Source organism: Paenibacillus sp. FSL H3-0457, assembly GCF_037981725.1.
Classification (GTDB): Bacteria; Bacillota; Bacilli; order Paenibacillales; family Paenibacillaceae; genus Paenibacillus; species Paenibacillus amylolyticus.
In genome coordinates, this window is the sequence record NZ_CP150283.1 from 1,119,456 (window position 1) to 1,141,882 (window position 22,427).

General features: G+C 46.4%; 18 protein-coding genes and 2 pseudogenes. 17 read left to right on the plus strand and 3 right to left on the minus strand.

What is annotated here, in order from left to right; genetic code table 11:
• Positions 1-9 precede the first annotated feature (9 nt).
• The 6 genes from MHH25_RS05035 to MHH25_RS05060 are packed head-to-tail and all read left to right on the plus strand — an operon-like array spanning position 10 to position 9,133.
• Positions 10-1,425, plus strand: a complete 1,416-nt coding sequence (locus MHH25_RS05035) for an MFS transporter (RefSeq protein WP_340019350.1) — start codon at positions 10-12, stop codon at positions 1,423-1,425.
• Positions 1,403-3,190 (plus strand): IucA/IucC family protein, encoded by a 1,788-nt coding sequence (locus MHH25_RS05040; RefSeq protein ID WP_340020445.1) that lies wholly within the window; start codon positions 1,403-1,405, stop codon positions 3,188-3,190. The genes MHH25_RS05035 and MHH25_RS05040 overlap by 23 nt, the downstream gene beginning before the upstream one ends.
• The gene (locus tag MHH25_RS05045) at positions 3,165-5,177 is read left to right on the plus strand and encodes an IucA/IucC family protein (protein ID WP_340019351.1); all 2,013 of its coding nucleotides are present in this window, start codon (positions 3,165-3,167) and stop codon (positions 5,175-5,177) included. Before MHH25_RS05040 ends, MHH25_RS05045 begins: the two co-directional genes overlap by 26 nt.
• Positions 5,174-5,950 (plus strand): aldolase/citrate lyase family protein, encoded by a 777-nt coding sequence (locus MHH25_RS05050; RefSeq protein ID WP_340019352.1) that lies wholly within the window; start codon positions 5,174-5,176, stop codon positions 5,948-5,950. The genes MHH25_RS05045 and MHH25_RS05050 overlap by 4 nt, the downstream gene beginning before the upstream one ends.
• On the plus strand, positions 5,947-7,326 hold the full coding sequence (locus MHH25_RS05055; RefSeq protein ID WP_340019353.1) for an alanine racemase: 1,380 nt from the start codon (positions 5,947-5,949) through the stop codon (positions 7,324-7,326). Before MHH25_RS05050 ends, MHH25_RS05055 begins: the two co-directional genes overlap by 4 nt.
• Entirely contained in the window at positions 7,286-9,133 is a 1,848-nt protein-coding gene (locus MHH25_RS05060; protein ID WP_340019354.1) for an IucA/IucC family protein, read from the plus strand. Before MHH25_RS05055 ends, MHH25_RS05060 begins: the two co-directional genes overlap by 41 nt.
• Positions 9,134-9,535: 402 nt before the next feature.
• Here MHH25_RS05060 and MHH25_RS05065 read toward each other — a convergent pair whose 3' ends face one another.
• Together MHH25_RS05065 and MHH25_RS05070 are read right to left on the minus strand one after the other, a co-directional pair.
• Positions 9,536-9,838 carry a hypothetical protein gene (locus tag MHH25_RS05065; protein ID WP_315938072.1) on the minus strand — a complete coding sequence of 101 codons (303 nt, stop codon included), beginning with the start codon at positions 9,836-9,838 and terminating at the stop codon, positions 9,536-9,538.
• Between the two features lie 93 nt (positions 9,839-9,931).
• Positions 9,932-10,336 carry a hypothetical protein gene (locus MHH25_RS05070; protein WP_339285679.1) on the minus strand — a complete coding sequence of 135 codons (405 nt, stop codon included), beginning with the start codon at positions 10,334-10,336 and terminating at the stop codon, positions 9,932-9,934.
• 484 nt (positions 10,337-10,820) lie between these two features.
• Here MHH25_RS05070 and MHH25_RS05075 point away from each other — a divergent pair, with 484 nt between their 5' ends.
• Positions 10,821-14,315 (plus strand): glycoside hydrolase family 2 TIM barrel-domain containing protein, encoded by a 3,495-nt coding sequence (locus MHH25_RS05075; RefSeq protein WP_340019355.1) that lies wholly within the window; start codon positions 10,821-10,823, stop codon positions 14,313-14,315.
• Between the two features lie 108 nt (positions 14,316-14,423).
• Here MHH25_RS05075 and MHH25_RS05080 read toward each other — a convergent pair whose 3' ends face one another.
• Positions 14,424-14,873: a hypothetical protein gene (locus MHH25_RS05080; RefSeq protein ID WP_340019356.1), complete on the minus strand. Its 450-nt coding sequence runs from the start codon at positions 14,871-14,873 to the stop codon at positions 14,424-14,426.
• A 169-nt stretch (positions 14,874-15,042) separates the two neighbouring features.
• Between MHH25_RS05080 and MHH25_RS05085 the strand changes: the two genes are divergently transcribed.
• The 10 genes and pseudogenes from MHH25_RS05085 to MHH25_RS05130 all read left to right on the plus strand — a co-directional run bounded on the left by MHH25_RS05085 (position 15,043) and on the right by MHH25_RS05130 (position 22,408).
• Complete coding sequence (locus MHH25_RS05085; protein ID WP_340019357.1) at positions 15,043-15,516, plus strand: DUF4362 domain-containing protein; 474 nt, start codon at positions 15,043-15,045, stop codon at positions 15,514-15,516.
• A 96-nt stretch (positions 15,517-15,612) separates the two neighbouring features.
• Positions 15,613-15,819, plus strand: a pseudogene (locus MHH25_RS05090) (cation:dicarboxylase symporter family transporter); the annotation flags it as partial.
• Between the two features lie 28 nt (positions 15,820-15,847).
• Positions 15,848-16,192 (plus strand): PadR family transcriptional regulator, encoded by a 345-nt coding sequence (locus MHH25_RS05095; RefSeq protein WP_315938067.1) that lies wholly within the window; start codon positions 15,848-15,850, stop codon positions 16,190-16,192.
• Positions 16,179-17,069 (plus strand): permease prefix domain 1-containing protein, encoded by an 891-nt coding sequence (locus MHH25_RS05100; protein ID WP_340019358.1) that lies wholly within the window; start codon positions 16,179-16,181, stop codon positions 17,067-17,069. Before MHH25_RS05095 ends, MHH25_RS05100 begins: the two co-directional genes overlap by 14 nt.
• A gap of 353 nt (positions 17,070-17,422) precedes the next feature.
• Positions 17,423-18,253, plus strand: a complete 831-nt coding sequence (locus MHH25_RS05105; RefSeq protein WP_340019359.1) for a DUF4183 domain-containing protein — start codon at positions 17,423-17,425, stop codon at positions 18,251-18,253.
• Positions 18,254-18,335: 82 nt separating this feature from the next.
• Positions 18,336-18,620 carry a DUF4183 domain-containing protein gene (locus MHH25_RS05110; RefSeq protein ID WP_091034485.1) on the plus strand — a complete coding sequence of 95 codons (285 nt, stop codon included), beginning with the start codon at positions 18,336-18,338 and terminating at the stop codon, positions 18,618-18,620.
• A 255-nt stretch (positions 18,621-18,875) separates the two neighbouring features.
• Positions 18,876-20,048, plus strand: coding sequence for a WXG100 family type VII secretion target (locus MHH25_RS05115; RefSeq protein WP_340019360.1), 1,173 nt, complete (start codon positions 18,876-18,878; stop codon positions 20,046-20,048).
• 15 nt (positions 20,049-20,063) lie between these two features.
• Positions 20,064-20,543 carry a hypothetical protein gene (locus MHH25_RS05120; RefSeq protein WP_340019361.1) on the plus strand — a complete coding sequence of 160 codons (480 nt, stop codon included), beginning with the start codon at positions 20,064-20,066 and terminating at the stop codon, positions 20,541-20,543.
• 262 nt (positions 20,544-20,805) lie between these two features.
• Positions 20,806-21,405 (plus strand): annotated as a pseudogene (locus tag MHH25_RS05125) (NgoFVII family restriction endonuclease); the annotation flags it as partial.
• A 94-nt stretch (positions 21,406-21,499) separates the two neighbouring features.
• Positions 21,500-22,408, plus strand: coding sequence for a hypothetical protein (locus tag MHH25_RS05130; protein WP_340019362.1), 909 nt, complete (start codon positions 21,500-21,502; stop codon positions 22,406-22,408).
• Positions 22,409-22,427 lie beyond the last annotated feature (19 nt).

Sequence of the window (22,427 nt, forward strand, 5' to 3'; positions counted from 1 at the left end):
CTGTCCCTGATGAAAAGTCATGCAGTATTACTCGCGATTCTGATCGGTGCCTTTTCGCTGGTGTTGACCAACAGTGCATTTAACCTGCTGCTGCCTTATTTTGTGCAATACTATCAGATCTCTACCACAGCAGGCGGATGGATCATTGCGCTGTACATGCTGGCTATGACGTTAACAATGCCGCTGGCTTCCCTGATCGTGGACCGACTGGGCCGTAAGCAGACGTATATGCTGGGCATCACCATCTATGGACTGTTCTCGGTGGCAGGTGCGTTGTTTTATCACTCCATCGAAGTACTGTTGCTGGTACGTTTCATGCATGGGGTTGCCGCGGGGCTGATGATTCCGTTATCACTTGTGCTGCTGTTTGATGTCTACGGACCGGAGGTAAGGGGGCGAATTACAGGAGCGTGGGGCTTGCTGCTTATGCTGGCTCCGGCTGCCGGACCAACGCTGGGCGGCTTCATCATACAGTATGGACGGCTTGAAATGTTGTTCTGGCTCAATGTGCCACTAGCTATATTCTCGTTGATCGGCTGCGGTCGAGTCATTCAGACCTATATTCCTGCCCGCAGGAAAAAATGGCATCCATCCAGTGTCATGCTGCTGATCTGCTCGGTAGGTGCCCTTAGTCTGGGGGTACAGTTGTACGCAAGTCCTGTCGTGGCAGTATGGGTACCATGGATGCTGATTGCGCTCGGTGTGGTGTTGCTCATTCGTTTTGTCCAGACCGAGAACGGTCGCAAGGAACCGCTGATCCGGTACCAGTTGCTGCGGCGTAATGCCGTCTTTCCGCTGACGGTATTGATCTCGACTATTCAGGATTGTGTCATGTTTGGGGTGATCTTTGCATTGCCGTTATTGTTCCAAGACGTTTTCCACCTATCGCCGGCCCTGTCCGGTGCACTGTTCATTCCCTTATCGATCTGTACAAGTCTATTCATGTGGATTGGCGGCAGCTTGCTGGATCGCGGTCGGTCCATGCATTTTATTGCATGGGGCACGTTGCTGGTGTCGATATCGATCTTATCGTTTGCGGTTCTGCCCATGGGAGCATCAATCTGGATCATCGGTATGCTCATGGCGTGCCGTGGAATTGGTGTTGGTCTGTCAGGCATGAGTATCTCTGCGATTGGTCTGCAAGCATTACCGGACGAAGACATGCACGAAGGGTCGGTGTTATCAACCACGATTGAGCGTCTGGCTTCTTCGTTTGCGGTGATGGGCATGACTCTATATTACGATATGCGTTGGCAATGGCTTGCCGGGGCAGGAACGTCCATGGAGATGGCAAAATGGGGAGCACTCAAAGAGATCTGTATCGGACTTGGGTGCGCCATACTGCTTACACTTCCCCTGGTCTTACTTATAACCCGAAAGAAGGTTGGCATCATTGTTCGAGATGGAAAACAAGCTCCGGTCTGAAGCTGAGCAGCAGGCGCATGAACATTCGTGCAAACTGCTGCTGAACTGTTACATCCGTGAACTTGCGCTAGAGAAGGAAAGCGATATTCGTATCAATCCGAGTACGCTGACGTACACTGTTGCTTTTCAAGCTAGTAGGGTGAAGGTGACAGGACGCTTGTCTTATTACTCTGCCATGGGGGAGCATGAATACCTCAGCATGGAATCTGGCGGGGAAACAGTGCATTATGGCGACCTGGTTCGTTGGATCACATCTGAGCTAAGTGGGAATGGGGAACAGGGAGCGAGTTCGGATCAACATGGAATGAAGAAAAGTGTGATGGAGATGAAGAGTTCACTTGAGCTGGAGAATGTACATCCATTGGGTGAGAATGCGAATCGCGTAGAGGCGGCGTATGCCAGAGATTTTGCACAAAAGGTAGATAACAGTGTCGGTAACCTTACATTGTATATCGAACAAGCGGCCGGTCTCGACATCCACGACTATCGCACATCGGAACAGTCACTGTTGTATGGTCACCCTTTCCATCCGTTTCCGAAGAACTCCAAAGGCTTCAGCAAGCAGGATGTTCAGAACTACAGTCCGGAGTTACGGACATCGTTTCAACTCTGTTATATCGCCGTGAGGCAGGATGTCTATATGCAGGAATGGGTGGATGACGACGCGGCAATGGATTTGCAAGACTTACTGTGGAGCCATGTGGAGCCTATTTTAAAAGAAAAGAGTGAAATGTATGGGCTGCTGCCTGTCCACCCATGGCAATACGCATACATATCACGATTGTCCGAGGTACAGTCCTATTTTCGAGATGAAAAATTAATCCTACTTGGTAGTGCGGGGCCTACCGTCTATCCAACCTCTTCGGTCCGTACAGTTTATGTTCCCGAATGGAACTGCAATATCAAGCTGTCACTGAATATGCAGATCACCAACATGATTCGCACCAATAGTGCTGAGCAGATGCGCAGAACACTGGATGCCTCCAAGTACGTCAGGCACCATGACTGCTTCGGTGCTGAACCGAACACACATATTGCGTATGAGACAGGTGTAGCCACTTGTGCTTTTGAAGATGAAGAGTTAACCAGTCTGTTTACGATAGCGTATCGACCCATTGAGTTTGATGTTGAGAATACGTATGTCTTATCCAGTCTGGTTGAAGCACCGCTTCCTGGGATGCGCTCTAGGCTGATGACATTACTCGGTGGTGGACGTGACATAGCTGAGCGCTGGCTGGATCGATATCTGCAATGTTCTCTGCTGCCGATTGTACGAGCAGCGGGAGAGAGAGGCATTCACTTTGAAGCCCATTTGCAGAATACCCTTGTGACCTTAAAGGATGGGTTGCCTGTGGAGTTTATCGTCCGCGATCTGGAAGGGGTCAGTGTGGATGAACAACTTATAAGTGAGCAGGATCGTGCTGCGTCGGATTTATTATTTTATTCGCGAGAGAAAGCCTGGGCGCGGACATCGTACTATTTTATCGTCAATCATCTGGGGTCTCTAATTCATGTGATGGCGCGAGATGTGAACGTCCCCGAGGAGCATTTCTGGAAGCAGGTACGTGAGGCCCTTGTGGAGGAACTGGAACGAACGGGCAATGCATATGTGCAACATCTGCTGACAACGGATGCATTTCTGGCCAAACAAAACCTGGTGAGTTGTCTAAGAGGGATCAGCCAGACCCCGGCTTACGTGCCGGTGAGCAATGTAATGAAACGAATAGGGAGTGAAGTGCGTGGGAGTCGTGGGATACAGGGCTGAAGCAGGCGGCAGGACAGAAGCAGTATACGTGGGTGTACAGGAACGGATTATGCGGCAGACGTTGGAGGCGATGTGGTTCGAAGGCATTCTGGACAGTCATGTAAGTGGGAGCGAATGGCGAACCAGCGGCCTTACATCTTCCGGCGATTCTGTGGCGTACACGTGTGAAGCGGAGCGAAAGTTTTCATTTGGCCGGGTGAAGGTGAAGAAGGGTTCGATTCAAAGGGAAGGCGTACCTTGCACCGATCTGGATCTGTTTTTGGAGGAAATTGTGCTAAACGCTTTGAAGGGTGCGAATGTCACGGCTTTTATCCAGGAACTGCTCGAAACGATGGCAAAGGACAGCCAGTGCCAAGCTATATTGCCCTTGAACATTCCGAGTGAAGATCGACATTATGATGCGCTCGAAAGTCACATGACTGACGGTCATCTGTACCACCCGAGTTATAAGTCGAGGCTGGGATTTTCTTTGAAAGACAATCTGGCCTATGGCCCTGAATTTAACACGGAGGTTGCATTAGTCTGGGTTGCTGTGAAAAAAGAATTTGCTCAGACCGCTGTATCCGCAGGGTATAGCTCTGAAAAACTGGTGGGGCAACAACTGTCCGCAGAGGATATGCAGCGATTTGAACAGATCCTGCAACAACAAGGTCGTACGGACCCGGGTGAGAACGTCAACGCATATGCGGCGAGTACAGATCAGTTTGGGAGTAGTGCCGAGGTTGGTGAAAGCGTTGGAGAGACAATCCAAGCGAAGCTTCATGAGGCAGTTCGTGAAAAAGGCGAAACAGTCCGTAGCTCGGGTAGGGAAGACGGCAAGGTTGGTATAGAAATAGCTTCTGACGCAGGTGATCGATATGTATTCATTCCGGTTCATCCATGGCAGTGGGAGCATCAGTTGGAGTCGGTATATGCCCGTCAGCTGATGGATGGGGACATCGTGTACCTCGGCCCATCGTCTTCGCCCTATCGCGCGCAGCAGTCGATCCGTTCACTCTCGAACCGGATGAATCCGGAAGCCCCTTACATCAAACTGGCCCTCAGCATCACCAACACGTCGAGCACACGCATTCTGGCACAGCATACAACCCAGAACGCACCGCTGATCAGCGATTGGTTGGATAAACTCGTTCGTGATGATGAGCTGTTGCAGCAGGCGCAGTTTGGCATTTTAAAAGAAATTATGGGGCTGTCGTTCCGATATGAGCAGTTGCCTGCAACGCAGTATGGACGGGCCTACGGTACACTCGGAGCCATCTGGCGAGAGAATGTATCGGTTCATCTGAAGCAAGGTGAGACGGCGTGGCCGCTGAATGCACTGATGTTGGTGCAGCCGGATGGTGTTCCATTTATTCAGGATGCTGTAGAACGACATGGTGTGGAAAAGTGGAGCGAGGCCCTTGTTCGCACAGTTACCCTGCCGATTATTCATTTGCTCTATGCACACGGGATTGCGCTGGAATCTCATGCTCAAAATATTATTTTGGTACTGGAAGATGATCTGCCAAAACGAATCCTTATCAAGGATCTGCATGATGGTGTTCGCTATGTACCGCATCAACTGTTGCACCCGGAACGGGCACCGAAGCTGAACCCGGAGCCGGAAACCCACCGCAAGTTCAATCGGTATTCATTCATCTATGCCGGAGATGTGTCGGAAGTCCGTGACTATACGTATGACGCATTCTTTTTTATCTGCATGACGGATATTGCGCTGGCTTTGGAGAAGTTTGGTTTGTCAGAGGAAGCGTTCTGGCAGCTGTGCGCAGGTGTAATTGTAGATTATCAGCGAGAGCACCCGGAGTATATGAAACGGTTTGTGGCATTTGACCTTTTTGCCGAAGATGCACTGATCGAAGAGATGACCAAGCGCCGTCTGTATGGGGATGGAGAGTTATATTTCCGCAAAGCGAGCAATCCGCTCAAGATATCAAAGGATGCACTTGAATCAAAGAAAACACCCCAATTAAAGGGAATCGTCGAATGAGGATTAACACGCTGAAGGAAAAAATTGCACGCAAACAGCCTGTTTATGGCCTTTTTGTATCCATACCACACCCGGTCATCATTGAGATGATCGGACATGCGGAATATGATTTTGTCATTATTGATCTGGAACATGCCGCAACATCGATGGAATCGGTGGAAGAGTTGGTTCGTGCGGCGGAACTGGTGGGCCTAACCCCATTGGTTCGGATTTCGAAAGTGGAGCGAGCGGAGATTCTTAAAGTGCTGGACTGTGGCGCCCAAGGTATCGTTATTCCACATGTCGAGCAACTGGAGCAGGTGGAGGAAGCGATTCGTTACGCCTACTATCATCCAGTTGGCATGCGCAGCTTGAATAGTGGTCGTCCCGGTGTATTTGGGAAATATCCGCTCACTGAATACATTGGGGAAGCGAACGAACAAGTGATGGTTGTACCCATGATCGAAAGTGTGGAGGGCGTGCGGCAAAGTGCACAGATTCTGTCTCACCCTCAGGTGAGTTTTGTATTGGAAGGTGCGGCTGATCTGTCGCAATCTCTCGGTGTGCCATGGCAGACAGAGCACCCGGATGTGAGACGTGCACTGGATGAATTGCACGCTACTGCGCAACAGTGCGAAGTACCTTATGCAACGGTCATCAGAGGTGTGGAAGACATGTCACTCTGGGATGAGCGAGGAGTCCATATATACGTGCTGGGTGATGATCGGAATACGGCTTTTCGGGCATATGCTCAGAAACGGAATGACTACAGGAATGCGGGTGGGCAGATATGAAACCTAGTGTATGGCAGGTGATCGATGAACTTCAACGGAGGAATGAAGACCCGGTATGTGCGTATGTCTATGATCTGGCTGGCATTCAGGAACAGGTACGTCAGATGCTGGGCAGCATGCCCGGCAACACACAGTTGTTCTACGCTATCAAGGCGAATCCAGATCCGCGGATCATTGAGGCGTTGCTTCCATTGGTAAAGGGCTTTGAAGTGGCTTCGATTGGAGAGTTACTCAAGGTTAGAGCGGTAAGTCGAAAGGTTCCGATTCTGTTTGGAGGTCCGGGTAAGAAGGAGAGCGAACTGCGGCAGGCGATTGAGAATGACGTGAGTTACATCCATGTGGAGAGTCTGTTGGAACTTCGGCGCATCATTGCAATTGCGAAAGAGCGAGAGATGGAGCAGGAGCAGGTGCATGAGAGCAGGCAGAAGCAAGAATGGGAGCAGAACCCGGAGCAGAGATATAAGCAAGCATACGGCGAGGAACTGATGCAAGAGCAGAAGCAAAAACAGGAGCTAGCGCAGGAGGTTCGCATTTTGCTCCGAATCAATCTGCGAAGCAGTACATTACCCCGGACGAAGATTGTCATGGGCGGTGGGCCGAGTCCTTTTGGAATCGATGAAGAGGCGGTGGAAGAAGCCATTGAACTCATTCGTGTGGAAGGCGCGGGTGTGGTTCGGTTAAGCGGGTTCCATTTTCACTCCTTGTCCAACAATATGGACGCCAGGCTGCACGCCGAGATGATTGAGCTGTATTTGCAAAAGGTGGAGCAGTGGCAGCAGCAGTATGATCTTCCTGTGGAAGTGGTGAATGCAGGAGGTGGATTCGGTGTCACGTATGATGGCAGTCCCGGATTTGACTGGCCATTATTCACTTCCCTACTGGAGCAAAGTGAAGCCAGACAACGCCTTGCCTCACACGGAGGTCGGCTGTATTTTGAATCGGGTCGACTGCTGGTGGCAGACCACGGGTATTACGCAGCAGAGGTTACGGATATCAAAACCTCTCATGATCAGTATTTTGCCGTGTTAAGGGGAGGTACGCACCATAATCGACTGCCTGCTTCATGGGGACATAACCATCCGTTTCAGATTATGGCGACGGACCGTTGGAAGCATTCATTTGCCCGTCCAGAGGTAAGAGATCGTCGAGTCCATATCGTAGGTGAGCTATGCACACCCAAGGATCGCATGCATTCCGATGCGGAGGTAGCACTGCTGCGCGTGGGAGATATTGTTTTGTTTGAAAAGTCTGGGGCTTATTGCTGGACCATCTCGCATCATGATTTTCTGGGGCATCCGCACCCGGCATTCCATTATCTAACGGAGGACAATAATCATGTCAACACTGATGAAGCGTTCCAGTCTGCAAGCCGCTGAACAACGGATTATGGCGGATCTGATGAATTCATTTTTATCGGAGCAATTATTCCCACTGGAGGATCACCCATTCATTGATTTTGCCGAAGCACCTGCACCGTTCCGTCGATTGTACAAGGGATATGACAGCGAAGAGCACAATCATAATGTAGCTTCTCGCTATAGATTGCACACTCAAGGGGTACTGTGTCTGGTTGAAACTGGAGTAAGACAGGGAGCTGAGTGGGTTCAGGGTTCACCGATTTACGAGGAGAAAGCGGATGGAAGCTGGGTTCTCCTTGATTCTCCGGCAGAGGTTGGACGTGCGGTGTTACAGAGGGCTTTGTCGGATGATGCCTATGCGCAGCCCGGAGTGGCGGAATTCCTGACTAGTCTGGATATTGCTGTGGAGCAGTTTGCTTTGGGCTGGGAACAAGTCCAGTATCTGTCCGCCAACGTTCCGGCATCTGCTTATGAATGGTTTATCAAAGGCGAACGTGTTGCGGCATTGCGGGATCGTCCATTTCACCCATCATCCAAAGCCAAAGTGGGATTCAACGCAGAAGATGTCACAAGGTATGCAGCAGAATTCGGGAAGGCGATTTCGCTACGCTGGGTGGCTATACGGCTGGATGCTGTGCAGCAAGGTTGCGAAGATGGACTGTCCATTTTGGACGTGTTAGACGATGTTCAGCGCGGAGTGGTGGAAGCCGAGTTTGCCCGAAAAGGGATCACGTTGGACGAATACCTGCCGATGCCTGTCCACCCGTGGCAATTGGAGCATGTAATTCTGCCCCGCTTCACGAGAGAGATCGAAGAGGGCAGCATTGTCGTATTGGACATAGAAGTGGGTGACGTACAGGCAACATCCTCTTTGCGCTCGATGGCTCCGTCAACTGAATCCACTCTGATGCTCAAGCTACCGGTTAGTGTGCTGTCACTGGGGGCAGCTCGGTATCTTCCGGTAGTCAAGCTGCTGAATGGTCTTGCCGGAGAACGGATGTTAAGACGGGCCGTTGCCTGTGACGAGACGTTGAAGGACAAGGTGTATATGTGCGAAGAGCAGAACTGGTGGGGCTTGATGCCAGAATCCATGGGACTGTTCGATGATCATCCCCGGCATCTGGCTGCACAGATTCGTGTATATCCCGCTGAATTGCTTAATGAAGCCTACAAAGTAATCCCAATGGCCGCACTGGGTGTGAATCTGGAAGGGCATCATCTATTAACCGAGATTCTGGGGGGTAACCTGAGCAGCGCGGATGTCCTAGACTTTTATACGAGTATAGCTACTACGTTTTATGATATCGTGATGCGTCTGTTCAAGGTGGGCGTTGTACCCGAGATTCATGGTCAGAACTGCTGTCTGGTGTTGAAGGATAATGAGGTAAAAGGTCTCTTGTTCCGCGATCATGATTCCGTGCGTCTGCATCAGCCTTATCTGGACAAACATGGCATTGCAGACCCTGCCTATCATATTCGCCCAGGCTACTCGAACAGCCTGTATAATGAGACGGTTCAGAAGCTGATTTTCTATGTGCAGTCTTTGGGGACGCAGGTGAATCTGGCTGCGATCATGGGGGCACTCAGCGAGGTGTATCACATCCCGGAAACGAAGTTATGGGAGATCACCGAGCAGGCTTGGAAGGAAGCGCTGCAACAAGTGCAGCTTCCCGAATCCGACCGGGCCGCGCTCGCTCATGCGATATTCGAGAGTAAGGAGTGGCCCGTGAAGTTAGTTGTCCGTCCGCTGCTTGAAGCGGATGGGGTGCCTGGTGCGATGCCATCGGGCAAAGGCAAAGGGTGGAACCCTTTTTACAAGGGATAGAATGCAGAAGGTGGCCCGCTTGATGGGCTGCCTTTTTGGTTTTTTGGTAATGAAGGTTCAAATCGCGGGGGGGGGGAAATAAATGTTCATAATTATTGAAGGTGAATCTGATGAAATCCAAGTACAGAAATCGGACTGATGTTATAAATGAATAAGTGTTACTGGCTCACCTTCTTATGACGGCAATGTGTGGCTGAAGACGAGAGACCACAACCGCATCGTTACGGAAGGTATCTATGTAGCTATTTTGCAGCAACCAGAGGGACAATAGCATAGCTTTTTTTTCATCTGTCAACTTGACGGAGGATGAACATATTGCACGAGATAAAAAAAGAGCACTCCCAGAAAAAATAAGGAATGCCCTTTAATTTCTTTAAATTATTGTTGTTATAATTCCGAAACTTATCCATTACCAACTTTGATGATGTAATCGTACACCAATGTACCAGAAGCATTATAAATTTTAACTGGAACTGTTGCAGAAAAATAAGTTGTTACCTTTCCGGTAGAGGAAATTGTAATCCAGGTATTATCATACACATACGAGTAACCTGACGAATAAGGAAGACTATACCCTGAAAATTGAGTTGGTAAGGTTATTACTGTTGCGGCAGCATACACAGGAGTGGACAAGGGCCCAACTGCAGTAGCACCTGTCGCTATTGACGTCGCTATTACAACTGATAACAAAACCTTTTTTAACATAGATTTCATTCCTCCTCGTAATTTTGTATTCTAGCACAACTAGAGTATACATATCCCTATAAAGGAAATCAAACACTTTTTTACTTATATTTACTAATTGGTTGTTTTCGGTTGATTAAAATTACCTATTTGTTGATTTAACAGACTTACTATTTCCTTTGAATTATTACTCATTCCGTCGTCATTCTGATTCTTATTGGAGTTGGAGAGGAACCGCGAATAGTTTTCTGTACTTGTTGCTTCTCCTTCAGCATGTTTTGTTTCACTCAATAGAACCTTTGAGCCGTCTGAATTAACAAGATACTGTCTAGTATAAGCACCTTCCCTTGCTGTAACCAGCTGCCCTTTTTTTTCTACTGATTTGTCTTTCTTTTCTTCGTCTTCTTTCTTTTCGACTGTTTGTACGAGCAGCGTTGATTTAAACAACTCTTTGTTGTTTGTTAGATTGTTGCGTTGGTTAATGTGATAAATGCTAGGACTAGAATTGTTAATACGCATGACTTCACACCCTCTTCGAATGGAATTTTTTGAAATAATTGTAACATGTCATTTTATATCGGTATCTTTTGTTGAGAAATGAATACAAATTGCGATTTGGACAAAAAAAGGGACACTCGCAGCTTTTCTTTTAACGATTTTAATGAATTTGATATCGTCATTCCCTGAAATACCTTATAAGTTTCTTCGCGGTTCACCATTCCGGGCTTATATTGTCTACTTGACGGGGCTGTGAACATGACCCGGTTGACGGGTTGCCTTTTTGGCTTGTTGTCATCGAAAGGTACTATGCTTGGAGGGAATAAAACGTTCATCATTATGGTTAAAAAATCTTATGAAATGGAGGTATAGGAAAGAGACTGATGGTATAATCGGGTTATGTGTTATAGTCATACTTGTGTATTACCGAAAAGGTTTTCGGAAAAAGAGACATCTACTGTTGTAACCGCAATCATAATTTACTTCAAGAAAGTGAGAATCTACCATGAATCAGAAGAGGCTTTTTAATGATGGATGGCAATTTGCGAAAAGTAAGCTGGAAGTTACGGAACCTGCGGGTCTGGTATTCGAACCTGTGGAGCTTCCCCATGATTGGTTGATATATAACACGCTTGAACTGTACGAAAACAGCATTGGTTGGTACCGCAAGACGTTCCATTACACGAAGGATGAGCAGCAGCTTTTGCTTTGTTTTGATGGCGTTTACATGGATTCTTCGGTGTATGTGAATGGGCAGCTGGTTGGAGAGTGGAAGTATGGCTATTCTGCTTTTGAACATGAGATCACGAATGCACTGGTGGAAGGCGACAATGAGATTGTTGTCAAAGTGGTGCATCAGAGCCCGAACAGCAGATGGTATTCCGGGGCCGGAATCTATCGCCATGTGTGGCTGAAGACGAGAGACCGCAACTATATTGTTACGGATGGGACTTATGTATCCATCAAGCAACAGACAGATGGTTGGCAGGTGGAAGTGGATACGGAGCTGAACCTGAAACAGAATCAGCAAGCAGAGCTGGTGCATACGATCCGGTATGAAGGTCAGGTGGTGGCATCCAGCCAAGCGAATGTTAAGACTTCGGTGGTTGAGAATGCGGTGGCATTGGCAGATAGCCAACAGATCATTGTGGAGAGTCCAAACCTGTGGAGCCCCGATGCACCGCATCTGTATGAACTGGTGACGGAGTTGAGATTGACCTCGAACGATCAGGAACATCGGACAGTGGAGTCGGTATCACAGCGCATTGGATTCCGGGACATCAAACTGGATGCCAATGAAGGTTTCCACCTGAACGGAGTTAAGATGAAGCTGAACGGCGTGTGTGAACACCATGATCTTGGGGCGCTGGGAGCGGCGTTTAACCTGACGGCACTGCGCAGAAGATTCGTTTTGCTCAAAGAAATGGGCGTTAACGCTATCCGTACCGCGCATAATATGCCTGCCAAAGAGTTCATGGAACTTGCGGATGAGATGGGTATGCTGGTTGTGTCTGAAGCCTTTGATATGTGGGAACGTGCCAAAACGCCATACGATTATGCGAGATTTTTCCCGGAGTGGGTGCATACGGATGTGAAGAGCTGGGTGAAGCGCGACCGTAACCATGCCAGTCTGATCATGTGGAGTATTGGGAACGAGATCTATGATACCCATGCGGATGAGCGTGGACAGGAAGTAACTCGGATGCTGATGGACTATGTGCTGGAATTTGATCCAAAAGGTAATGCTGGTGTGACGATTGGTTCGAACTACATGCCATGGGAAAATGCACAAAAATGCGCGGATATCGTGAAGCTGGCAGGTTACAACTACGCGGAAAAATACTACGACAAACATCATGAAGAACATCCGGACTGGATCATCTATGGTAGTGAGACGTCTTCGGTGGTGCAGAGTCGTGGCATCTATCACTTCCCGTTCGAACAGCCGATTCTGGCTGATGATGATGAGCAGTGTTCCGCTTTGGGTAACAGTACGACCAGTTGGGGCGCGAAGTCGGCAGAATACTGCATCTTGGCAGAGCGGGATACACCGTATTCGCTGGGACAGTTCCTGTGGACTGGATTCGATTATATCGGAGAGCCGACACCGTATCATACGAAGAATTCGTATTTTGGACAGCTGGATACCGCAACGTTCCCGAAAGACTCCTATTACATCTACCAAGCGGCATGGACCGATTATAAGAAAAATCCGATGGTTCACCTGTTCCCGTATTGGGATTTCAGCCCGGGGCAGATCATTGATGTACGCGTGTGCAGCAACGCGCCGAAGATTGAGCTGCAACTCAACGGCAAGACGATTGGCACGTACGATATCGATCATGCCAATGGAACACAGTTGTCGGGCTGGTGGAAAGTGCCTTATGAAGAGGGCGAGCTGAAAGCGATCGCTTACGATGAGAACGGTCAGATCATTGCAACCGATGCACAAAGATCCTATACGGATGCGAAGAAAATCCGTCTGCAAGCGGATCGGGAGCAGTTGCAAGCCAGTGGCACAGACCTGATTTTTGTAGAAATTGATGTAGAAGATGAAGCGGGTAATCCGGTGCACAATGCGAACAACCGTGTGCAAGTTCAGGTGACGGGTGCAGGTCGATTGCTGGGTCTGGATAACGGGGACAGCACGGACTATGATCCATACAAAGGATTGAGCAGAAGACTATTCAGCGGCAAACTGATGGCGATCATCGGAGCGACAAATGAACCTGGAACGGTCCGGATTGAAGTATCTTCCGAAGGGTTGGAAGGGGCTACGGCTGAGTTCGAATCGCAGGTTGTGGATGCTGAACTTGAAGTGAGCAGTGTAGTTAATAATCAAACGCAAGCTATTTTCATGCAAAATGAACAACGTCCAGTCCTGACGGGGCGTACTCAGGAGATTCCTTTGCGGAAAATCGAGATCATCAGTACTGCAGGACAGTTGCTCGATCCGTCCAACCCGGAGTTGGTTGTAACTGCCAAGCTGTATCCGGAGAACACTTCCTATCGCGATATTGAGTGGGCTGTTGTGAATGATGCGGGGATTGAGTCCAACATAGCCAAAGTAGAAGCCGTTCAAGCGGAAACGGGCGACAACGGCGAGCATCAACATGCGGTGAAGGTATCGGCTATAGGTGACGGGGAGTTCCGACTTCGCGCAACCAGTACCAACGGTACGGATAAAACGAAACTGATCTCGCAGCTGGAATTCAAGGCGGACGGTCTCGGTACAGCCTACAAAGATCCATACGGCTTCATCACGGGCGGACTGTACGATTACACCAAAGGTGATGTAGGTAACGGCAACGAACGTGGGGTAGCGACAAGTCGCGACGGAGAGACGCATGTAGGCTTCCGTAATATTGACTTCGGACCATACGGCTCCGATACCATAACGATTCCTATTTTCACGCTGTCCACTGAGGATTACTTCATTCAGATCTGGGAAGGTATGCCGGATGAAGAGGGAAGCACGATGATCGCAGATGTGGTGTATAACAAAGAGTCCATCTGGAATGTATACCAGGAAGAGACGTACCAATTGTCCAAACGCCTTAGCGGGATCACGTCGATCTGTTTTGTACTGAAACAGAAGATTCATATTAAAGGATTTTCCTTCGAACGTCAGAGTCGTGCTTTTGAACAGAATGCTGCTGCATCCTGTGACCATCTCTATGGAGATACGTTCAAAATTGAAGCTGATCGAGTAGAAGGTATCGGGAACAACGTGTCGCTGGAGTTTGAAAACATGGACTTTACGGCAGAAGGCACATCCAAGCTCGTGATCTACGGTCATTCACCGATTGATAAAAATACGATTCATATTCGCTTCGCAGGCGCGGACGGACAGAGCAACCAGCTGGTTGAGTTCACCCAGTCAGGTGGATATGAGGAGCGGGTGTTTGAGCTTGAGCAGGTGACAGGTGAGCAGAAAGTAAGCTTTATCTTCCTGCCAGGCAGTCAGTTTGACTTCGGCTGGTTCCGATTCGAGAAATAAGTGTGATCGAAATATAAAACCCCTTCAAGCAGGCATCGGTTCATGGGAACGTGGATCTGAATCGCTTGCGTGAAGGGTTTTTCTTGTATGTAGGTGTGAGAGAAAACATTAATGAAACTGCTCTGCTTCAACTGAGAGATCTAAGTGATGACCTATTCTGCTATAGATGTACAACTTAATATCCGTGTCTTGTAATGCAAGCAGGTTTATCGTTTTATTACTATTTCTGCTGATAGATGTTTCCATAGGTTCACTTCCTTCATCTACATACATTTTCACATATACCGTGTGGTTGCTGTTATTTTCAATCGATATGTTGGCATTTGTTCCATTGGAAGCAACCATTGTGAAGCTGCCGTTGTATGCGGAACGACCTTCATGTTGAGTTGGAGCAATGAGCAGAACAGGTGTAGATGTTAGGGAGGAGCGCTCCATTTCATGGGCTAATCCGGTTGACTGCGGTTCGTTCGTTGAAGCTAGAGCCGCTGTATTGGCCGAATGGGTGGATATTAGTACAGATAGAGCCATTGCTACACCGAGCATTGTTTTTAACGTCATTAAATTAACCCCCTGCTGAATGATAAATCACTAAAATTTTCGTTCCTGTTTATACATTTCTATGATTCTAAACGTTCGGGACAACGAGGGAGTTACAGATAAATAACAAATTAAGCATAATCATGCAACAAAGGATAGTATTGAACCGTTTCATAGATGAGGTGATGGAATGAGAAAAAGTATGCTTATCCTATCGTTAGCTTTAATGCTGTTAACTGCTTGTGAAGCAAATGATCCAAAAACGAATGCTTCCGGAATTACGCAAGCTTTTCCAGAAATTATTGAGCCCCATAATCCAGAGCAAGCGGAGCAAAGCGGGGATGTGGTTGTGCTTCATGGAGGCATACGGAACGGGGATAAGTGGAACACATTTATGAAAAATGTGGAGAAAAAACAGCAGGATCAGGTTCGTGTGACGATGTATACCATTGAAGGTGGGCCCATTATCCAGGGATTGATCTATGATGGTACAACTATTCAATCGACTTACGATAACTCAAGGGATGCCTATGGCTCCAAACAGGGAATGAAGACCGACATCTGCAAAGGGATCGGTACGATGAAGAGTGAGCAGGGAAATATTTTTTACGTGTTAACAGGGTGTGAGAAGGAAGAGAACCCCTTTTGGATGCCTAAGTTGTAAATGAACCTTCGGGGCCCTGGTATATACGATTGGCAATAACGGCATAGGCTAACTATTCTCCATCGGTAAAATGATGGGTTCGGTCTACCTGAGCCGGCGATGTTCATGGCTCAGGCATATGGGGTGGAGCTTGCCATTACCCAGGTGCTGGTACTGCTCGATGTACTGATGCTGACCTCCAAAGGCGCTGCCGGAGTTACCGATTCCGGCTTCGTATCGTTGCGTGCAACGTTGAATAAGATTTATTTTGAGACAGTTGGCTCCATAAGATTGCTTTTTACAATATTTGTTTGTTATGCTTAACTACATAGAAATGCATAGTAGGTGGTGTGTGAAGCTGAGAAACGAAATGATTAAAGGATACATCGATGGAATTGTACTGTCTGTACTGAATAAGCAGGATGCATATGGATACGAAATATCTAGAACGGTGAATGACGAGACCAATGGTCAGTTTGATCTAAAAGAAGGCACATTGTATCCGGCACTGAAACGTATGGAGGCTAATGGATACATAGAGGGTTATTGGGGAGAGCAAATTAGTGGACCGCGGCGGCGATATTACCGGATCACCCCGGATGGCCAAACTCAGCTCAACACATTGAGGACATCATGGACGGAGAACATCAAGATTATTGATATATTCTTGGGAGGGGATCTGCATGGAAGTCATTGAACAGTATTTGGATCAAGTACTTCGATTTACATTTTTAACGAAGAGGGAAAAGTCTGAGTGGAGAGAAGAAATGGCCGCTCACCTCTATTCCTCGGTGGATCATCTAAAGCGCCAGGGGTTGGGAGAGACGGAGGCCATCGAACGTTCCATTCAACAATTTGGCTCTATCTCAGAACTGCGCAAAACGGTAACCAAAGAAACGTATGGATTCAACATGAGAACGATTTTTGGCTGTGCCTTAGCAGGTTTGCTCCTATTCATTGTAACACTGGCGGGTGGACTAATCGCGAATCGATATGGTGTGCATAATCGGTATATCGAATTAATGCCTATTTTTTGGATTACGGTGTGTGCGTTAGGTGCCTGTCTTGTGTTTACGCGCAAACGTGTGGATCGCCTTTACCTGTTATCTGTACCCCTTTTATTCACTTTAGGGTATCTGCAAGCTTATTTTCAGGTGATGTATCATTATTGGGGTGAAGGACTTACGTTTAATATGTTTGAAAAGTTATTTTTTAGTGGCGTGCTCCATACGTCTGGTGGATTGGGGTCCACCTTGATCGCCTCTATCTTCTTGGGTGCACAGGCACTCATTATGTTTGCGATAAGTAAAAATAAATATATATCCATTCTTCCCTTTGCCTTTTCCATCATGTATACCTTTGTTCATATGCTGATGTTTAGTCTCTATTATGTATTTTTTGCCTCAGAGCAGTTCAGTTCCGCGGTGACTCAGGGGTACAGCGTTTTCCTGAATGGGAATATGCAGCGAGTGGTGGAGATGGGGATGAGTCTGACCATGGCAGTAGCGTTATTTGTAGTATTCCAAGGTTGGAGCTATTGGACAGCAAAAAGGAAGTTAAGCTCCGCTTCATAAGGGTATTCAGCTTCCCCCATAATTAGACAATGAAGCCATGCTGGCAAGACAAAGGACAACTATAGCAAGACTCTTGTCTTTTTTATTGGGCTTCCATCATAGTTATTCGCACACTCTCCGAATGTGCCACTGACATATACATAGGGCATACACACTATGTGCATCGGCCTAAGGAGATGACCATTTTGAAGTATCTGAACAAGAGGACAGCCACCCTCAACAAATTAAGGCGCAGTCGTTCTACGTCGAAATGCAGAAAAAAACACTTGGGAAAACGAAAGAAATACCATATTATCCGTAGGTCTTATCGGAGAAAACGCTGCTCACTGAAGCGTCCATTAAGATCACAGAAAATGGCCCGTGACAAAAAAGTCATTTCATTACCGAGAGGGATGGGTAGCAACCCGGTATGTTGTGAGCCCGGCCCCCTGCTCGCTCCGTTGAGACAACATGAATTGGAGACGGTGAGTCTCCCTGGAACGCAAGGTGTGGCAGGTGCCCAAGGCCCCGCAGGCCCTCACGGCGGGCCGGGTCAACAAGGGGTTCCCGGAGCACAGGGTCCCGCAGGCCCTCAAGGTGAGCTGGGTCAACCGGGGCTTCCCGGAGCGCAGGGTCTTGTTGGCCCTCAAGGTGAGCCGGGACAACCGGGTCTTCCCGGAGCACAGGGTCCCGTTGGCCCTCAGGGAGAGCAGGGACAACCGGGAATTCCCGGAGCACAGGGTCCCGTTGGCCCTCAGGGAGAGCCGGGACAACCGGGAATTCCCGGAGCGCAAGGTCCAGCTGGCCCTCAGGGTGAGCCAGGTCAACCGGGAACTCCCGGAGTCCAAGGACCAACGGGTCCCCCAGGTGAGCAAGGTCCACCGGGCACCGTACCCGGAATTGAAATCATTCCTACGGCAAACCGCTACTTCTATTTTCCGGAGACCGATCTGGATTTGTCGGCCTCAGTTACAATTCCTGCCACAGCATTCACAAATGACGATGGTGGCAGCATAACCGAATTTGCCGGGGTTGGACTTACTAGTTTTAACAATCTTTATATAAACGGGATCGTCCAACCTGGAAACTCATACGATGTAAGTGCTGAGAGTTTGTTTTTTTCGTCACAAAACGGTGTGATCTTTGCAGGGACACCTATCACTATAGAGATAATTATAATAACAGCCAATATAATAAATGGTTAAAATTGGTTTTAGTTGCTGGTTCCTTTGCCTTCACTACTCCCAAACCTACCACATATACTATGTTAGGTAGGAGGTGAGAAACATGCCACTTGTGACACCATTTCAGAACAGTTTAAGATTTGCTGCAACCATTGGTGATGGGACCGGCACTGGGGCAACGTTTGCCATTGCTGCGACTGCTTTTACAAACGACGCTGGTGTAGCTGCAACCGCATTTCCAGGCACCTACAACTACTACAATCTTTATATTAATGGCCTTATGCAAACAGCAGATACATCCTCGGCTACGACGACTACAATTACAATTCCCGGTGGAGATGCATTAAATGATGGAACTCCAATTGTTGTACAATTTGTAGTGTCTTAAGAAGGTTTAATCCTACTGTATCGTTATCTTGTGCGACTTCTATCTGTGATAGAAGTCGTTCTTTTTGTACAAGTTACCCAGTCGACTCAACGGCATTCATCCATGCATTAATGTGCAAAAATAGTTACCCAAGGATGTTGCCCAACTACCGGATAACCTCTGAGGAAATGATCCTTCCGTTTGATTCCAATTCCCCTTCTCACTTGTTAAAATTTAGGTATATAAACTACGGTCAGGTTGGCGGGTGATAAGGAAATGCAGCGAATCGAGGTACATCCCGATCTATTGGAGGAAAAGGCCCGGTTGGTCCAGCAGAAGAAACAGGAACTGGAACGAATGGTCAGGGAACTGGAGAAATCCATCTATATGTTGCAATCCGATTGGTCGGGTGTGACAGGAGAGCGTTTCTTCTGGGATTTTATGCAGGTGAAAGAAGTGTTCCCAACTACACTCGGGCTGTTGGACGAAATCCAGAAAGAGTTTACGTTTATCGCGAAGAACTTCAAAACAACGGACGGCTCAGGCGAGGTTGCGCTGTACATTCCAGAGGAACTAAAGCGAAATTTCGCTGTAGGGCTGCTTGATAAATCAGTAGGAGAAACAATAACGGGAATGGGCCAGACGGCAGAAGCTTTCTTCGAGAACCCGTTCAGTACATTAAGCAGTGTGGCATATGCCATGACAGTGGGCAAAGTTGTTGACGTTGGGCGTGGTATTCAATTTGCATGGGATACCGCCTGGGGCACGGGAACAGCGAGGTCTGATATAGAGCAATTTGTAGAAGAGCAGAAGAAGCAGATCGATGAGAGTGGAGCAGGGTATTACGGTGGAGCGATGACCGGTCAGGCCCTGGCATATGTTTTGTTTGGCAAAGCTTTTCGTTCGAAGGACGACATTGGATCATCAGGTGGAGGCAAGCCTGAGTCGGGGAAAGGAAATGAAAGGACAGGTAGAACTCATTATTTAGAATCAGTTAATAAGTTTGAGGATCAAATTCGAAATAAACCCTTGGAACACGGGCAATTTTTTGATAAGAATGGTAATTTAATAGGAGAAACGGTTGTTGGTACTGAAAAGTCTATAAATATAAGTAACCATAAAGATGTAGCTAAAGATACGGTATTTACTCATAACCATCCAACTAACGGGCCGTTCAGTCTTGAAGATATAGCCACTGCAATAGATTTTAATATGGCTGAGATAAGAGCTGTTTCTCCAAATGGTACTAATTTGAGTATGAAACGAGGGGCAGAAGGTTGGAAAGAAAATGCAGAAGACATAGGAATTATATTCGCTAATATTCAAAAAGAGCTAAGAAGTGATCTAAAAGCACAAGAATTTTTCAAAACTGGTAATAAAGATGCAGTGTGGGATATGCTATTTGACAGAGTTGCCAAAAAAATAGGTGGGGAATATACAAAACATTAAAAGGTAGGTTAAACAATGAATAAAGATTTTCTTTACACTAAGCCCTATGTTCCCGGGATAATAGACGATACACCAGTGGACCTCGAATCGTGGTTTCTAGATGATTCAAGAGAGAGGATGGAAGAGAAATTAAGAAATATTTCTCTGAATGACCTAATCATTGAGTTAATTAATATATTTAAAGACGGAGATCCGAATTATCAAGTTCTCTTAGGGTTATTAGGAGAAAAAGTGGGTAAGGAGGATAGAGAAGACAAGATTGTTTATTGTCTAGGTGATATTTTGCGTGCTGACGACGATATAAAGAGAATCGAGATTGAAATTGATGATGAGGGTCTGAATATAAAGAAAATGAACATTTTTGTTATTCCAGCCGCGCTTTTGGTACTTCAAAAGGAGATAACTAGCCTTTGTGCTGATATTCAAACTCAAAAAACAAGCGATTACTTATCAATCTTTATTAAAGATAAGATGATAACCTTATTTTCAATTTAAGAGAGAAGACCGTCATACTAACTTATAATTCTAAGTGATATAGTGAAAAGCTGATATGAGTTGCGCATATCTATGCACGATTTAAAGTCATATCATTAAGCACTTCTACCAAACCAAAAGTAGAGGTGCTTTTTCCTATGAAATCAAAACAACTAATGAAATCTTCCACAGGTTGGTCGATAATATAGAAGAAGTAATTTTTAGCTCACCATATACATAGAGAACTATCCACAACCATCCTACACCCACACGAGGTACATTCATGAAACAAGGCATATATGAACAGCTTATCAACACCATCACCAGACAGGAGATTTCGGCGCTGGACCCGGATGTGTATAACATTGGGACCGAGAAGTTGGATGCAGAGGAAGCGCGCAAGCTGCTGTCCACGTATTTGGCGGCGGTGACCCGGCGAGCGCTCAAGATTGTACGGGAACAGACAGAAGATAAGACAGCAGTGCTGGCGCAGATCCGAACGTGTAATGAGATTATTGCTACGCTGAAAGGCACGCTTGGGGAAGAAGAATACAACGAATTGCAACTGGACGAGCAGGGGGAAGTGTTGACTCATGTGTACTCCAAACTGAACAGCATTCGTGCGGTCCGGGATACCAAAATCGTTCGTCCAGATACGCCAATCTCCCAAAGCTCTTTATTCACAGGTGCAAAGTCCGAGCCGAGTATGTTACTGGAGCTACAAAAGGAGATCGTGACCGCTGATCGGATCGACTGGTTGGTGTCATTTATCAAGTTCAGTGGGCTTCGCCTGCTGCTGGAACAGCTTCAGCAATTTACAGCGGGTGGCGGGAAGCTGCGTATTATCACAACTACATATATGGAGGCAACCGACCTAAAGGCTGGCATTTCTTAGTGTGGGATTTGCTATACTTTATATGCACTCCGTTGGCGACAAATTAATTCAAACTAAAAATCGGAAAAATGAGGTTAATACTATGCTGAAAGATGTCATCGATGTACTCTATAAAATAGGAAGTATTTTATTAGGCATGACTCTAATTATTGGAGTTATAAGACCAACATTAACTAAAGAAGAACAACTTTTTATAAGTGCTCCAGCTAAACTAGGGAGGAGTATTTTCACAAATTTTGTAGTGATAATATTTTCACTAATTTACTTTCTTCCTATAACAAAACTGGGTGGGAAAATAGAAAAAATTAATTTGTGGATAATCAATATTTTATGGAATAAGTACATGTTCTTTATCTTGCTCATATTCATAACCTTTATTCTTGCAGTTATTTTTATCCCACAAATTCATAGGTACATCATTCGTCTGAGGAGTAAACCGAATTCAAATCGTTTAGGGATATGGCCTGTTATTATCATATTGTTTGTATTTCCTTCTTTTACATATGTATTAATGAATCTTTATTTTAGTTTATTAATCAACATAATTTTATTAGAGATAAATAACAAAATGCAACTCAACTCACCTAACACTAATTGGGTACTCCTATCACTAAATAATATTAATGATTATTACAAACTAACATTATTAATTGTTGTTTTCATAATGTTTTTAAACACGATTTTATTTAAAAAATACTTTTTGTTAATCCAACGTATGGACGTTTTAGTAACCATTCTTTTAAAAGACAACACTGAATTAAATGACAGAAGAATTATAAATCATAACTTAAGTGGATATATATTTGTTGCCGATAAAGATAATAAGAATAAAATAGCTGTACCCAGAGATAGCGTAATTCAAATTAAATTCACTAGGATTGATACCTTTTTTAATCAGAGGATATATCCTTCTAAACTCAAATTGCCCAACCAGCTTGATGAAGCTGATCTTAAAAAAATATCTGATGAAGCTAAAAGATTATTACCTTGAGGACTTAAAATTATTGGAG